This is a genomic window from Gammaproteobacteria bacterium, assembly GCA_013003425.1.
Lineage (GTDB): Bacteria > Pseudomonadota > Gammaproteobacteria > Steroidobacterales > JABDKV01 > JABDJB01.
Window position 1 is genome coordinate 1 of the sequence record JABDJB010000075.1, and the last position, 14,359, is coordinate 14,359.

Here is a 14,359-nt window from a genome sequence, read left to right on the forward strand (position 1 = left end):
GATCTTCGCTGACTTCGCTGAGAAAATCCGTCGGGTGGTCTGCGGTAAATTCGCCGACGATTTCTTCGAGGATATCTTCGAGTGTGATCAGGCCCTGGATATCGCCGTATTCGTCGACTACCAGGGCGACTCGCTCGCCGGCTGCCTGGAAGTTGAGCAGCTGCCGGTTTAGCGAGGTTCCCTCGGGGACGAAGTACGGTTCGTCGACAAGTTGGCGCAAAGACGACTTGTCAAGATCGCCGCGGGCAACATGGCCCAGCACCTTGCGCAGATGCAGCATCCCCACGATGCGGTCGAGTGTATCCTCGAACACGGGTAACCGTGTAAACGTGCTGCCCTGGAGCTGTTGCACGATGGCGCCCCAGTCATCGTCCAGGTCGATACCGGTGATGTCCTGGCGGGTGATCATGATGTCGTCCACTGACGCTTTTTCCAGGTCCAGTATGGCGGTGAGCATGGCGCGATGCCGCCCCGGCACCATCACCGCAGCTTCGTTGACCACCGTGCGCAACTCTTCGGTGCTCAGCGACTGGCCGCTGCTGTCGCTCGCTTTCACGCCGAACAGGTAAAGGATCCCGTTTGCCACCAGGTTTATCGCCCACACGAACGGGTACATCACCTTGAGTAGCGGGAAGTACACATAGCTGGCCGGAATGGCGAGCCGTTCCGGTTTGAGTATTGCCAGTGTTTTTGGCATCAGCTCGGCAAAGATAAGCACTACGAGCGTGAGAATGACGACCGAAAGCACGACCGCAGCGCCACCGATGCGCACTGCGATTACCGACGCAATCGCTGATGCCGACAGGTTGACCAGGTTGTTGCCAAACAGGATCAGCCCGATCAGCCGGTCTGGCTGCTTCAGCAGTTTTTCAGCGAGCTGCGCACCACGGTGCCCGGCCCGGGCGCGGTGACGTAAACGGTAACGGTTGATGCTCATCAGTGCCGTTTCGGTGCCGGAGAAAAACGCCGAGAACAGCAGCAGCACCACGATTGCGATCAGCAGCCACTGCGTGGGTAAGGGGTCGTCTAACCCCATTGCCGGCCCAGCACCATTTCCAGCACGAAGCGGCTGCCGAAATACGCCAGCAGCAGCAGGGCAAAACCGACCAGCGCCAGAGTGGTGGCCTTACGGCCGCGCCAGCCGAACTGCCAGCGGCCAAGCAGCAGTACGCCAAATATCACCCAGGCCAGCGAAGCCAGCACGGTCTTGTGTGCCAGGTGTTGCGCCATCAGGTCGCGTACGAAAATCAGTCCGCTGAATATTGCCAGCGACAACAGCGCGAATCCGGCAAGGATGCAGGCAAACATATGACGCTCTATGTCATCGAGTGACGGCAGACGCACCGTCCAGCCGGCGGTGCCGACGTGCCGCAGCCGGCGGTCTTTCAGGCTGCCGGCAAATGCCAGCAACGCGGCGGCCGCCAGCAGGCTGTAGGCCAGCGTGGCCATCAGCGCATGACTGACAAATTGCCATAACGGAGCGGTTCCGGCCTCTGCAGGTAACTGGCCGCCGGCCGTAAACAGGGCAGTGATTCCGGCGATCCCCAGCAACACGCTGCCGAGACCGCGGAAATCGCTGCGCAGCACGTAGTAAATGCCCAGCAGAGCCAGCAGCCAGCCGGTGAGCGAGGCGGTACTGCCCAGGCTGAGTGCTTGCTGAGCGACGGTTGCGTACCACAGCAGCCCGCCGTGTGCCGCCACGGCTGCAGCCGCAAGGGCCAGCGCAATGGCAGTCAGCGGGGTCATTGTCTCGCTGCGGGCGGGTCCTGCCAGGAGGGCAGCCGCCACGGCGTATGCGCCGAAAACTGTGATCTCAGGCACAGAAAAAATCTTGTGATTACCGTAGCTTGCTGTCTGGTCAAAGAATCATCGCACACTGTGCCTTGGTTGAGAAGGCCGGATGTCTGGGTTCCGGTCGTGAGTATGGAAGGAAGAAATGCGGGTAAGAGTCCTGGGATGCAGTGGCGGCATCGGGCGAGGGTTGAGAACCACCTCGATCCTTGTCGACCGCGACATCCTTATTGACGCCGGCACCGGCGTCGGCGACCTCAGTCTCGACGATCTGTCGCAGATTCGCCATGTGTTTATCACCCATTCCCACCTGGATCACATCGTGTCTCTGCCGATGCTGATCGACAATATTTTCGAGCAACTGCTCGATGACCCGCTGCGGGTGTACGCAAACGCCGAAACGATTGCGGCGCTGCAAGAATACATTTTCAATGACGTCATCTGGCCCGACTTTACCTGCCTGCCAGACGCCGAAAACCCGGTTATCAGATTTGTCGAAATTGACGCCGGCGATAGTGTTGATATCGGCGATCGTTCACTGCGCGCCATAGGTGTGGAACACGCTGTGCCGACACTCGGATTCTGCGTCGCCAATGGCGAAAAAGTTTTCGCCTTCAGTGGAGACACAACCACCAATCGTACGTTGTGGCCGGTGCTCAACAGTTATGAACGGCTTGATGTGCTGGTAGTCGAGGTGTCGTTTCCCGATCGTCTCGCGCAGCTGGCGAGGGTTTCCGGTCATTACACCCCATCGACATTCGCCGCTGACCTGGAAAAACTCGACCACGAGCCGGCTATCTGGGTTACCGCAATGAAGCCCGGCGAAGAAGAAGCGATCCTCGACGAAGTCGGCGAGATCCTGCCGGATCGCGCTATCAGTCAGCTGCAGACCGGAACCGTGTTCGAGCTATAATCCCCGCTCTCCTGAACACCGGGTAGTTTCATGTTTGACAGTCTTAGCGAGCGGCTAAGCAGCACAGTCGCGTCGTTGCGTGGTGGCGGCAAGCTTACCGAAGACAATATTCGCGACACGCTGCGCCAGGTGCGCATGGCTCTCCTGGAGGCCGATGTTGCGTTACCGGTTGTGCGTGAGTTCATTGGCGGCGTGCGCGAGCGCGCGGTCGGGGAAGAAGTGCTGAAAAGCCTCACGCCCGGTCAGGCGCTGATCCGGGTGGTACACGAGGAACTGGTCCATGTAATGGGCGATGCCGCCGCCGGTCTCGACCTGCGCACACAACCGCCGGCGGTCATCATGGTGGCCGGTCTGCAGGGTTCCGGTAAAACCACCACCGTGGCCAAACTGGCGCTCTGGCTGCAGCAGCGGGAAAAGAAAAAGGTATTGATCGCCAGTGCGGACGTCTACCGGCCGGCGGCCATCCTGCAGCTGCAAACGCTGGCGCAGTCGATCGGCAGCGAGTTCATGCCAAGCAGTGAAGAAGACGATCCTCGGGATATCGCACGGCGGGCAGTCGCGGAAGGCCGGCGCCAGCTGGTCGACGTGGTGCTGCTGGATACCGCAGGCCGCCTGCATATCGATGAGCAAATGATGCAGGAAGTGCGTGAAGTGCACGCAGCTGCGGAACCGGTCGAGACGCTGTTCGTGCTCGACAGCATGGCTGGCCAGGATGCGGTCAATTCTGCACGCGCCTTCGACGAGGCCTTGCCGCTGACCGGAATAGTTCTGACAAAGACCGACGGCGATGCGCGTGGTGGTGCCGCACTGTCGGCGCGCCAGGTCACCGGCAAGCCGATCAAGTTTCTCGGTACCGGTGAGAAAACCGATGCGCTGGAGTTGTTTCATCCCGATCGCGTGGCGTCGCGCATCCTGGGCATGGGTGACGTACTTACACTCGTCGAACAGGTACAGGAAAAAGCCGACCAGAAGAAAACTGAAAAACTGGCGCGCAAGCTGAAGAAGGGCAAGGGCTTCAATCTGGAAGACCTGCGCGACCAGCTCGAGCAGATGCTCGGCATGGGCGGGATCGGCGGTTTGCTCGACAAGTTGCCCGGCATGGGCCAGGTCCCGGAGGCGGTCCGGCAACAGGCGGACGATCGGCAGATTCGTCGCCAGATAGCGCTGATCAACTCCATGACGCCGGGCGAGCGGCGCCACCCGAAGATCCTCAACGGATCGCGCAAGCGCCGCATTGCCGCGGGTGCCGGGCTGGCGGTGCAGGACGTAAACCGGCTGGTAAAGCAGCACCACCAGATGCAGAAAATGATGAAGAAAGTGTCCCGTGGTGGGGCCAAGGGGCTGATGCGGGCCATGCAGGGCCGCCGGCCGCCGCCGTTCTAGGTGGCGCTCCGCTTCCAGTGCCGAGGCCCTCAGGTGCATCTGCTCCAAGGCGAAACCAGTCCAAATACCTTGGAATTGTTCTATTCGATGGTTCCCCTTTGCCCTGCAAGTCAGTAGAATGCCCGGCTGGTTGCAGCCCGCGGGGGCTGTGCAGGGCATCTGAGGAACAGCGGAAATGGTGACAATAAGACTGTCACGTGGCGGCGCCAACAAGCGACCGTTCTATCACATCATCGTAACGGACAGCCGCAATCGCCGGGACGGGCGTGGCATCGAACGGCTGGGTTTTTTCAATCCGGGCGCTAAAGAAAATGAAGAGAAGCTGCGCCTGGACCTGGAGCGCACCGAGTACTGGATCAGCAAGGGTGCGCAGCCATCTGACCGCGTGCGTTATCTGCTGAAACTTCAGCAGGCCGCGGCCAGCAACTGAAGCGGCGTCGCCGCGCATGACTGCGCGGGAAGACAAAGTTCAGCTCGGAAATATCTCCGGGCTGTTTGGCGTCAAGGGCTGGGTAAAGGTCTACTCTTTTACCGATCCGCCCCGCAATATTTTTAACTACACACCCTGGCAGCTGGAGCTCGACAACGAACAGCTCGATGTGGCCGTTGTCGAATCGCGGCAACGCGGAGCCGGGCTGGTCGCGCGTCTGGAAGGTTGCGATGACCGTGACCAGGCAGCACGACTGGTTGGCGCAAAAGTCTGGGTGCCGCGAGCGCAACTGCCTCCGCCCGCGCAGGGCGAGTTTTACTGGACTGACCTGGTCGGGCTTGAAGTCGTAACCGAACAGGGCGTATCACTTGGCAAAGTGGCGCGCCTGATTGAAACTGGCGCCAATGACGTGATGGTGGTACACGGGGAGCGCGAAAGACTGGTCCCCTGGATAAGCGAGCAGGTGGTTGCGGCCGTCGATATCGGCGGGGGGCGTATAACCGTGCGCTGGGACCCGGACTTCTGACATGCATCTGCACGTAGTCACATTGTTTCCTGAAGCCGTGACGAACTGGGCCGGGCAGGGCGTGTTTGGTCGCGCCGTCGGTAGCGGCACCCTGAAATTTGCCACCACTAATCCGCGTGACTTCACCGATGACGTACATCGCACCGTGGACGATCGTCCTTATGGTGGGGGTCCCGGGATGGTGATGAAGCCCGAACCGCTGGCGCGCGCGATCACCGCGGCCCGCGAGCTGGTACCGGCTGGCAGCCCGGTGATCTACCTCAGCCCGCAGGGCGAGCGCTTCACCCAGGCGGTGGCCGCTGAGCTGGCCGAAGGCCCCGGAATGGTGCTGCTGGCAGGGCGCTATGAGGGTATCGACGAGCGGCTGGTTGGCCTCGCAGTCGACCGCGAGCTGTCAATTGGCGATTTTGTCCTCTCAGGTGGTGAATTGGCAGCCCTTGTTGTGGCAGACTGCGTGGCCCGGCTCGTGCCGGGGGTGCTGGGTGACCCGGAATCGGCTGCCCAGGACTCGTTCAGCAACGGCCTGCTGGACTGCCCGCATTACACGCGGCCGGAGGAATTTTCCGGTCGCAGGGTTCCGCCGGTACTGCTGAGCGGAGATCATGCGGCAATCAGGCGCTGGCGTCTGATGATGTCGTTGGGACGTACGTGGGAACGGCGGCCCGACCTGCTCGAGGAACTCGAGCTGACGGACGAGCAACGTGAACTGCTCGAGGAATACAAGGCCGGTGCCGGTGACGGTGGCGGTATGGAACAAAACTGAAACCAGGCGATCGATATGAGCAAGATTATTGAACAAATCGAAAACGAACAAATGAGTCAGGACATCCCTGACTTCAACCCGGGCGACACAGTTGTCGTCCAGGTAAAAGTGAAAGAGGGAACACGTGAGCGGCTGCAGGCTTACGAGGGTGTGGTTATTGCCAAGCGGAATCGCGGTCTGAACTCCGCCTTTACCGTGCGCAAAGTGTCGCATGGCGAAGGAGTGGAACGTGTATTCCAGACCTACAGTCCCGCAATTGCATCAATTACGGTCAAGCGGCGCGGCGATGTACGTCGTGCCAAGCTTTATTATCTGCGTGCGCGCTCCGGTAAATCGGCCCGCATCAAGGAAAAAATCTGAACCGTCACGTCAGTTAACAGAATCGGGCCCGCGCGGCCCGATTTTTTTGCCCGGTTGTTGCTGCAGCCAGCACAGGTCAGATCCCGTCTGCGTTGCCCGGCATCCGTATGCTGGACTACAATCAAGCCTGCCCGGAATGTAAAAAATCAGATCACCGGGAAAAATCCATGCTCGACGCACTACGGAAGAAACTCTACACACCGGTTGATATCGCCTCTGTGGTGGTATTCCGCGTCGGCTTTGGCTTCATCATGCTGTACGAAGTATGGCGCTACATGAGTCATGACTGGGTTCGAATGTTCTACATTCGGCCCGAGTTCATGTTCAAGTACTACGGCTTTGAATGGCTGCAGGCATGGCCAGGCAATGGGATGACCTGGCATTTCGTGGCGCTGGGCGTGCTCGCCTTCATGATAATGGTGGGCGCCGCTTACCGCATCGCCACGGTGCTGTTCCTTATTGGCTTCTCGTATGTGTTCCTGCTCGATCAGGCGCGCTACCTGAATCACTTCTACTTTGTCATCCTGCTCTCGTTGCTCATGTGTTTCGTGCCGGCACACCGTGCGTTCTCTGTTGATGCCTGGCTGCGGCCAAAATTGCGCTCGGCCACGATTCCCGGGTGGGCGCTGTTCGCGTTGCTTATCCAGATGGAAATCGTGCTGCTTTATGCCGGCATCGTAAAGATCACGCCAGACTGGCTGCAGGGGCAGCCGCTGGGCATGTGGCTGGCGAACGACGCCGATCTGTTCCTGGTCGGCCAGTTGTTCGAACAAAAGTGGGCCATCGTCGGTGGATCCTGGGCCGTGATTATTCTGCATTGTGTCGGCGCGCCACTGCTGTTTTTCAAAAGCACACGCATGTATGTGTTCGTGCTCTACTGCAGTTTTCACTTTCTCAACCACCTGGTGTTCGAGATAGGGATATTTCCGTGGCTGACTATTGTAGGGACCACGCTGTTTTTCGATCCCGACTGGCCGCGGAAGCTGGGTCGCCGGGTTGAACTGCACGTGGCACGCCTGATGGAAAGGCGCCACGACCTGGGGCAGGGCACGATCAGCAGCCAGCTTGTAGCAGGTCCGGCAGCGCCACCGGCAATGCAGCAGCCGTCGCCGCTGACGGTCGCGTTAATTTCGATTCTTGGCGTTTGGATGGTGTTGCAGGCGGTAATCCCGCTGCGTCATTACCTGTATCCCGGTGATGTGGCCTGGACCGAGGAGGGGCACCGTTTCGCCTGGCGCATGAAATTGCGCAACAAGAGCGGGCGGATAAAGTTTGTCGCAACGGACCCGGCGACCGGTAACGAATGGAGCATCGATCCGCGTAACTATCTCACCAGCAAGCAGACCCGTGTCATGGCATGCCGGCCGGACATGATGCTGCAGTTTGCGCATTACCTCGCGCAGCGGCTGGAAGCGGAGGCCAATATTCACGACGCGGTTATACAGGCGAAAAACACCTGTTCGCTCAATGGTCGGCCGCGCCTGCCGATAGTAGATCCTGAGCGCAACCTGGCGCAGGTTGAGCGTAGCCTGGCTGCGGCCGACTGGCTGCTGCCGAATGACAAACCGCTGCCGCAGTTCTGGCGCGACGAAACGAGAGCTGCCTCGCGCTGACGAGGAAGTTCGGCCCGTATCGCACTTTCATTTATCATATCGTCGCTTTGGGCGGCACATTGTTTACCATGCGAGTCATGAAAATTGCGCGTCTTTTATTGCTGGTGATGCTGCCCGGATTGTCCGGTTGCGGTGCGCTCGTGGCGTCGGCTGCGGACCGCTTCGCCGGCAACCTGACCACGGCGATCCTGGAACAGGATGACCCGGCGCTGGTACGGGATGGGCTTCCTGCCTATCTGCTGCTGCTGGACAGCCTGATCCTGTCGGAGCCGGGCAGCCCGAAGTTGCTGGCGGCCGGGGCGCAGATGTATGCCTCATACGCAGTCACGTTTGCCACCGATCAGCAGCGGGCCCAGCGGCTGAGCGAGCGTGGCCGCAGCTATGGCCAGAGGGCCCTGTGTCTCAGGCATCAGCAGGCATGCGACTGGCAGCAGAGCAGTTTCGATGATTTTGTTGCCGCGCTGGAGCTGGTCGACGAGCGCGAGGCCGAGGCGCTGTACGCCTATACCATCAGCTGGCTGGCCTGGCTGCGCGCCAACAGTGGTGACTGGAGTGCCCTGACGGACCTGCCACGCGTGGAGGCCGCGCTCGATCGGCTGCAGCAGCTCGACCGGCCCGACCAGCGCGCCAACGTGAATCTTTATCTCGGGGTGCTCAATACCCTGCGACCCCCGGCGCTGGGGGGCGATCCGGAGCAGGGCCGGGCATATTTCGAACGTGCAATTTCGTTAACCGGGGAACGGGATCTCAGCGCGAAGGTCGAATATGCGCGAGGGTATGCCCGCCTGGTATACGATCGCGAGCTGCATGACAGGCTGCTGCGCGAGGTTCTGGAGGCAGATCCACGGGCGCCGGCGTTGACCCTGCTGAACGTGCTGGCACAGGAACAGGCCCGGGATTTGCTGGCAGGCGCTGATGATTACTTTTGAGGGACCACACGGATGACACGAAGCACGTTTCTTGCTCTGCTGGCTTTGCCGCTGTTGATGCTGCCGGTTGCATTACCGGCTGCCGGGCAGACGCTCAAGATCGCGACGATCTCGCCTGAGGGCTCGTACTGGATGACGCGCATGCGCGAGGGCGCCGCAGAAATTCAGCAGCGGACCGATGGCCGTGTGCAGCTGAAGTTTTACGGCGGCGGCGTCATGGGTAATGACAAAAAGGTGCTGCGCAAGATGCGGGTCGGGCAGCTGCATGGTGGCACTTTCACCTCCGGCGGCCTGGTAGAACAGGATCCGGACCTGCAGCTGTATGGTTTGCCGCTGTTGTTCAATAGCGCCGACGAAGTCGCATATGTGCGCAAGCGTATGGACGAGATTCTGCTCAAGGGGCTGGAGCAAAAATCGGGCCTGGTCAGCTTCGGTCTGGCCAGCGGCGGTTTCGCGCGGTTGATGTCCAACAGCCCGGTACGCTCACTCGACGATCTGCGCGGGCGCAAGATCTGGGTGCCGGAAGGTGATGCGATCAGCTATGCAGCAATGGAAGCACTTGGGCTTGCCCCGGTTACGCTGCCGATTACCGATGTACTCACCGGTCTGCAAACGGGGTTGATCGAGATCATCGGCTCATCCGCCGTCGGTGCCGTCGTCCTGCAGTGGCATACAAAGGTCAGCTATATCAGCGATCTTCCCGTAACTTATATATATGCGCTGCTGGCAATCGACGGACGTGCTTTCGGCCGCCTCGATCCGGCAGACCAGCAGGCAGTACGCGAAGTGATGGAAGCGACCTACCGCGAATTCGATGCAGTCAACGATCGCGACGACGCTCAGGCTAACGAGGCGCTGGCGAAGGCCGGCATCGAGACTGTCCCGGTCGAGCAGGATCAGCTGCCACAGTGGCGCAGGCTGGTCGGCGCGGTGAACCAGAAGCAGGCCGACGACGGCATGATCAGCCCGGCACTGCTGGCGACGTTGCAACAACACCTGGCTGATTTTCGTACGCAACAGCAAGCGGCGGCGACAGCGCCGTGAATGAGCCGGAGCAGTCCCGGTCTCTGATCAGCAGGCTCGGACAGCTACTGGAAGACTCCTTCCTTACGGTGCTGCTGGTTGCGCTGATAACAATCGCGACGGGGCAAATAGTCCTGCGCAATGTGTTTCACTCGAGCCTGCCGTGGACAGACGAACTGCTGCGATTGCTGGTGCTGTGGCTGGCAATGGCGGCAGCAGTGACGGCGGCTCGCGACGATCGCCATATTTCCATCGATGTGCTGTCGCGCTTTCTCGAGGGACGCTGGCTGGCCGGCAGCCGCCTGTTGATTGCTGCATTTACCGCTGCGGTGTGCGGCCTGCTGGCCTGGCATTCAGGACGTTTCGTCAACGACTCACGGCTGTACGAGGATATCTTGCTCGGCGGCGTGCCGGCATGGATTCTGCAGGGCGTCATGCCGCTTGCCTTCGCGTTGATGACCTGGCGCTACCTGGCGCATGCACTGCGTCACCTGCTGGTGCTGCTGCGGGGTGAGCACTGATGCTGATGATGGCTGCGCTGGTGTTGCTGGCGCTGTTCGGCGCGCCATTATTTGCCGTTATCGGCGCCAGCGCGTTGTTCGCATTTCACGGCGCTGAAATTGACCTGTCAGTCGTGGCAATAGAGATATTTGGTCTGGCCGAAATGCCGGTGCTGCTGGCAATCCCCTTGTTCACGTTTGCCGGCTATGTGCTGAGCGAAAGCGAGGCGCCACATCGACTGGTGCGTGTTACCAATGCGCTCATTGGCTGGATGCCGGGCGGGCTGGCAATCGTTGCGCTCGCGGCCTGCGCGTTATTCACGGCGTTTACCGGCGCATCCGGTGTAACCATTATTGCGCTGGGTGCGCTGCTTTACCCGGCACTAAGCGAGGCCGGCTACCGCGACAAGTTCAACCTGGGGTTGATTACTTCATCCGGCAGTCTCGGACTGCTGTTCGCGCCGTCGCTGCCACTGATTCTGTATGGCATCGTCGCCAAGACTTCAATCGACGACCTGTTTCTGGCCGGCCTGCTGCCGGGCCTCCTGATGCTGGTACTGCTCAGCGCCTGGGCGATTCTGAGTAATCCGCAGACGCGGGTACCTGTCAGTCAATTCTCCACCGCTGAAGCCGCTGCCGCGTTGCGTGAAGCGGCACTGGAGCTGCCGCTGCCGGTCGTCGTGCTCGGTGGTATATACAGCGGCTATTTTGCCGTTTCCGAGGCCGCTGCTGTCACAGCCGCGTATGTGTTCCTGGTCGAAGTGGTGATCCGGCGTGAAATTACCTGGCGGCGCTTGCCCGGCCTGATGCGCGAATCAATGGTGCTGGTCGGTGGGATCCTGATGATTCTCGGCGTGTCGCTGGCGTCGACCAATTTTGTCATCGATTCCGGTCTGCCCGAAAAGCTGTTCGAGCTGCTTGATGGTTTTGTTTCCAGCAAGGGCACATTTATTGCGTTGCTGATCGTGTTCCTGCTGATCCTCGGCGCCTTTCTCGATATCTTTTCGGCGCTGGTGCTGGTCGTGCCGATGATCCTGCCGGTTGCCATGCGTTACCAGGTCGACCCGGTTCACCTCGGCATCATCTTCCTGGCCACCATGCAGCTGGGCTACATGACCCCACCGGTGGGTCTGAACCTGTTCATCGCCAGCTACCGTTTCGACAAGCCGATCATGCAGGTTTATGCTGCGAGCATTCCGTTCCTGGTAATCCTGCTCGCTGCAGTGCTGGTGATTGCCTACTGGCCCGGGTTGTCGCTCTTCTTTCTTCAGTAAAGAGTCATTATAAACAATGAGTTCCAGAAATATCTTCACTCGATTTATTGGCGGGACCTGGCGCCTGCTGGATGTTTTCCGGCGCTTTGTGCACCTGATCCTGATGGTGCTGGTGTTTGTCGGGCTGGTCGCAGCGCTGGGCCAGGGCAAGCCGGCGTTGCCAAAGGCGGCGGCGCTACTGATCGAGCCGGCCGGGCAGGTTGTCGAGCAGCGCTATGGCGATCCGGTCGAGCAGGCGCTGGACGAGCTGGCAGGCAACGGCCAGGCGCAAACCTCGGTGCGCGACCTGGTTGACGGATTACGCGCGGCGGCGGCTGACGATCGTATCAAGGCTGTTGCCATGGACCTTAGTGGTTTCATGACGGCCGACCTCAGCAAACTGCAGCGGTTGGGTCGGGAACTGGACGATTTCCGCGCGTCAGGCAAGAAAGTCGTCGCTTACGGAGATTTCCTGCTGCAGCCGCAATACTATCTCGCGGCACACGCAGACGAGGTTTACCTGCATCCGTCGGGCGCTGTCTACCTGGACGGCTATGGACGTTTTCGAACTTACTACCGGTCGGCAATAGAAAAGCTCAAGATCGACTGGCACGTATTTCGCGTAGGCGAGTACAAGTCTTTTGTCGAGCCCTATTTGCGCGACGACATGTCCGAGGAGGACCGCGCCTCGAGTCTCGAATGGCTTAACGAACTGTGGCGGCAGTACCAGCAGGATGTCGTCCGCGTACGCGGCCTCGAGGCCGGCGATATTCACAACTATGTTGCGCAATTCGTAGAACGGCTGGAAGCTAATGACGGCGACCTCGCGCGTGTTGCGCTCAACGCCGGGCTGGTGGACGAACTGCGCACCCGTGACCAGGTGCGGCTGCGTCTCATAGAGCTGGCTGGTGAGGACGAGAAGACCCACTCGTTTAAACAAATTGGCCTGGAAGCTTATGTTGCCGATACCCGCGAACCTGATGGCGAGACAGACAAGATCGGTGTCGTAGTTGCTGCCGGCGAAATCCTGGATGGCGACCAGCCGCCGGGTGTGGTGGGTGGCGACACGCTGTCACGATTGTTGCGCAAGGCGCGGCATGACGAAAACGTCAAAGCCGTTGTTCTGCGTATCGACAGCCCGGGTGGCAGCAAGTTTGCTTCGGAGATCATCCAGCGTGAGGTGCAGCTGCTGCGCGAGGCCGGCAAGCCTGTCGTCGCATCGATGGGGGGCGTGGCGGCATCTGGCGGTTACTACATTGCCATGGACGCCGATGAAATCTGGGCCACGTCGTCCACTATCACCGGCTCAATCGGTATTGGCGCCTACCTGCCCACCTTCAGCCGCAGCCTCGACTGGCTCGGGATACACGTCGACGGTGTGGGCACGACCAATCTGAGCGGGCAGTTCCGCCCCGATCGCGAGCTCAGCGACGAGGCAGCACAAATACTGCAGCTGTCGATTGAGGACGGTTATCGCGACTTTATCGAAGGAGTAGCGAGCGGGCGTGGCATGACCACGGATGAGGTCGACAAAATCGCGCGCGGTCGTGTGTGGATCGGCAGCACGGCGGAGCAAATCGGGCTGGTCGACCAGCTTGGCGGGCTCGACGCCGCAATTGAATCAGCAGCGGCGCGCGCAAACCTGGACGACTATGGCGTTACTTACATCCAGAAAGAGCTCAGCTTCCGTGAGCAAATGGCGTTGAGTTTTGTCACCAGGATTCGTTCGATACTCGGTGTGCATTGGCAACCGGGCACGCTCAACCGGATTGTCGGGCAGATCACTGATGAGCTGGCGCGGCTGTCGCGACTCAATGACCCCAACCATCTCTACTACCATTGCCTGTGCGACCTGCGCTGAAGTCGGGCTATTCCCGCTTTCGTCAGCATTGTACAAACCTGCCAGTCCAACGGGCAGCGGCGCCGCTGGTGTTATGCGCTGCTCTGAGGGCGTCACGAGTGGCGCAGGCGCATGGTCACCGCCTGGCGGCGGTTTTGCCCCGGCCTGGCCGATGCCGGATTTACCTGCACGGTGGCGGCGCGGAGCGTAACAGCAAATGAGGGCGGTGTTACCCGGATTTGTCGTGGCGCTGCTGGTGGTAGCCTGCGCCGCATCGGCGCCTGAGGTGAGTGACTCCGGATCAGTCACCCCGGTAGATTTACCCGTTGATTTTTATCGCTGCGCAACTGCCAGCGATTGCGCTATTGCCGGGTCGGCCAATGGTGCATCAAGCGTCATTAGCCGTAAATACCTGCTCAGGTTTGCCGAGCGCTACGGTGATTGTGACAACTGCACCGCGCCGGAACTGGCCTGTGAGCATGGCATTTGCCGTGAAGAGGCGTTGCCCATCACCTCCAGCGCCTATCGTGACTGCGAACAGCCGGCCGACTGTGCCATCGGGCTGGATCCCTGCGCGCAACCTGTTGCGCTGAACCGCTTCATGCTGTCGCAGTATCGGGCGCTCAGTCATGTCACGCCGTTTCACTGCCGGCGCATACCGGAGCGAACTCCGGTTGCGGTGGCCTGTGAGGCAGGTCAGTGCAGTGTTACCTACAGGCCAAGTGAAATACCTGAGGCGCGGATGCTGAGCGCAGCAGAAGTGTCAGCGCTGCAGCAGTGGCAACCGTATATTCGGCACAGTCGCAACGCGCCGATGCGTGAGACTCCGGAGCCGCAACAGCAGCCGGTCATCGGCGTTGCCAAACCGTCCGGCACCGGCAAGCAACCATAGGGCTGTTTCAGCCGCGACTACCTGCGACCACGCTGCCTGCAGGAGCGGCCTGCGGGAGCGACCTGCGGGAGCGGCCTGTGGGAGCGGCTTCCAGCCGCGACTGCTTGCGACTAACTCCCGTGGGAGCGGCTTCCAGCCGCGAC

Annotated in this window: 15 protein-coding genes; 13 read left to right on the forward strand and 2 right to left on the reverse strand. The window is 60.4% G+C overall.

What is annotated here, in order from left to right; genetic code table 11:
- Together HKN06_10580 and ccsA are read right to left on the reverse strand one after the other, a co-directional pair.
- A partial coding sequence (locus HKN06_10580) for a DUF21 domain-containing protein (protein ID NNF61756.1) occupies positions 1–1,036 on the reverse strand: 1,036 nt, incomplete at its 3' end.
- Positions 1,027–1,746 (reverse strand): cytochrome c biogenesis protein CcsA, encoded by a 720-nt coding sequence (gene ccsA / locus HKN06_10585; GenBank protein ID NNF61757.1) that lies wholly within the window; start codon positions 1,744–1,746, stop codon positions 1,027–1,029. The genes ccsA and HKN06_10580, both read right to left, overlap by 10 nt.
- Positions 1,747–1,936: 190 nt before the next feature.
- Between ccsA and HKN06_10590 the strand changes: the two genes are divergently transcribed.
- The 13 genes from HKN06_10590 (at position 1,937) to HKN06_10650 (ending at position 14,216) form a co-directional block, all read left to right on the forward strand.
- Complete coding sequence (locus HKN06_10590; GenBank protein ID NNF61758.1) at positions 1,937–2,704, forward strand: 3',5'-cyclic-nucleotide phosphodiesterase; 768 nt, start codon at positions 1,937–1,939, stop codon at positions 2,702–2,704.
- Between the two features lie 30 nt (positions 2,705–2,734).
- Positions 2,735–4,087, forward strand: a complete 1,353-nt coding sequence (ffh, locus tag HKN06_10595; GenBank protein NNF61759.1) for a signal recognition particle protein — start codon at positions 2,735–2,737, stop codon at positions 4,085–4,087.
- A 175-nt stretch (positions 4,088–4,262) separates the two neighbouring features.
- Entirely contained in the window at positions 4,263–4,517 is a 255-nt protein-coding gene (gene rpsP, locus HKN06_10600) for a 30S ribosomal protein S16 (protein ID NNF61760.1), read from the forward strand.
- A gap of 16 nt (positions 4,518–4,533) precedes the next feature.
- Positions 4,534–5,043 (forward strand): ribosome maturation factor RimM, encoded by a 510-nt coding sequence (rimM, locus tag HKN06_10605; GenBank protein ID NNF61761.1) that lies wholly within the window; start codon positions 4,534–4,536, stop codon positions 5,041–5,043.
- Position 5,044: 1 nt separating this feature from the next.
- Positions 5,045–5,806, forward strand: a complete 762-nt coding sequence (gene trmD, locus HKN06_10610; GenBank protein ID NNF61762.1) for a tRNA (guanosine(37)-N1)-methyltransferase TrmD — start codon at positions 5,045–5,047, stop codon at positions 5,804–5,806.
- A 15-nt stretch (positions 5,807–5,821) separates the two neighbouring features.
- Positions 5,822–6,166: a 50S ribosomal protein L19 gene (rplS, locus tag HKN06_10615; protein ID NNF61763.1), complete on the forward strand. Its 345-nt coding sequence runs from the start codon at positions 5,822–5,824 to the stop codon at positions 6,164–6,166.
- A gap of 167 nt (positions 6,167–6,333) precedes the next feature.
- Positions 6,334–7,779, forward strand: a complete 1,446-nt coding sequence (locus HKN06_10620; GenBank protein NNF61764.1) for an HTTM domain-containing protein — start codon at positions 6,334–6,336, stop codon at positions 7,777–7,779.
- A 77-nt stretch (positions 7,780–7,856) separates the two neighbouring features.
- Positions 7,857–8,708, forward strand: a complete 852-nt coding sequence (locus tag HKN06_10625) for a hypothetical protein (GenBank protein NNF61765.1) — start codon at positions 7,857–7,859, stop codon at positions 8,706–8,708.
- Between the two features lie 12 nt (positions 8,709–8,720).
- On the forward strand, positions 8,721–9,752 hold the full coding sequence (dctP, locus tag HKN06_10630; protein ID NNF61766.1) for a TRAP transporter substrate-binding protein DctP: 1,032 nt from the start codon (positions 8,721–8,723) through the stop codon (positions 9,750–9,752).
- A complete protein-coding gene (locus HKN06_10635) occupies positions 9,749–10,252 on the forward strand; it encodes a TRAP transporter small permease (protein NNF61767.1) in 504 nt (167 codons plus the stop codon). The genes dctP and HKN06_10635 overlap by 4 nt, the downstream gene beginning before the upstream one ends.
- Positions 10,252–11,505, forward strand: a complete 1,254-nt coding sequence (locus HKN06_10640; GenBank protein ID NNF61768.1) for a TRAP transporter large permease subunit — start codon at positions 10,252–10,254, stop codon at positions 11,503–11,505. Before HKN06_10635 ends, HKN06_10640 begins: the two co-directional genes overlap by 1 nt.
- 16 nt (positions 11,506–11,521) lie before the next feature.
- Positions 11,522–13,345, forward strand: coding sequence for a signal peptide peptidase SppA (gene sppA, locus HKN06_10645; GenBank protein ID NNF61769.1), 1,824 nt, complete (start codon positions 11,522–11,524; stop codon positions 13,343–13,345).
- A 196-nt stretch (positions 13,346–13,541) separates the two neighbouring features.
- Complete coding sequence (locus HKN06_10650) at positions 13,542–14,216, forward strand: hypothetical protein (protein ID NNF61770.1); 675 nt, start codon at positions 13,542–13,544, stop codon at positions 14,214–14,216.
- Positions 14,217–14,359 lie beyond the last annotated feature (143 nt).

Excerpts from the sequence above, each read along its gene's own strand:
- ccsA (NNF61757.1), bottom strand. The coding sequence starts at position 1,746 with ATGACCCCGCTGACTGCCATTGCGCTGGCCCTTGCGGCTGCAGCCGTG.
- HKN06_10590 (NNF61758.1), top strand. The coding sequence starts at position 1,937 with ATGCGGGTAAGAGTCCTGGGATGCAGTGGCGGCATCGGGCGAGGGTTG.
- ffh (NNF61759.1), top strand. The coding sequence starts at position 2,735 with ATGTTTGACAGTCTTAGCGAGCGGCTAAGCAGCACAGTCGCGTCGTTG.
- rpsP (NNF61760.1), top strand. The coding sequence starts at position 4,263 with ATGGTGACAATAAGACTGTCACGTGGCGGCGCCAACAAGCGACCGTTC.
- rimM (NNF61761.1), top strand. The coding sequence starts at position 4,534 with ATGACTGCGCGGGAAGACAAAGTTCAGCTCGGAAATATCTCCGGGCTG.
- trmD (NNF61762.1), top strand. The coding sequence starts at position 5,045 with ATGCATCTGCACGTAGTCACATTGTTTCCTGAAGCCGTGACGAACTGG.
- rplS (NNF61763.1), top strand. The coding sequence starts at position 5,822 with ATGAGCAAGATTATTGAACAAATCGAAAACGAACAAATGAGTCAGGAC.
- HKN06_10620 (NNF61764.1), top strand. The coding sequence starts at position 6,334 with ATGCTCGACGCACTACGGAAGAAACTCTACACACCGGTTGATATCGCC.
- HKN06_10625 (NNF61765.1), top strand. The coding sequence starts at position 7,857 with ATGAAAATTGCGCGTCTTTTATTGCTGGTGATGCTGCCCGGATTGTCC.
- dctP (NNF61766.1), top strand. The coding sequence starts at position 8,721 with ATGACACGAAGCACGTTTCTTGCTCTGCTGGCTTTGCCGCTGTTGATG.
- HKN06_10640 (NNF61768.1), top strand. The coding sequence starts at position 10,252 with ATGCTGATGATGGCTGCGCTGGTGTTGCTGGCGCTGTTCGGCGCGCCA.
- sppA (NNF61769.1), top strand. The coding sequence starts at position 11,522 with ATGAGTTCCAGAAATATCTTCACTCGATTTATTGGCGGGACCTGGCGC.
- HKN06_10650 (NNF61770.1), top strand. The coding sequence starts at position 13,542 with ATGAGGGCGGTGTTACCCGGATTTGTCGTGGCGCTGCTGGTGGTAGCC.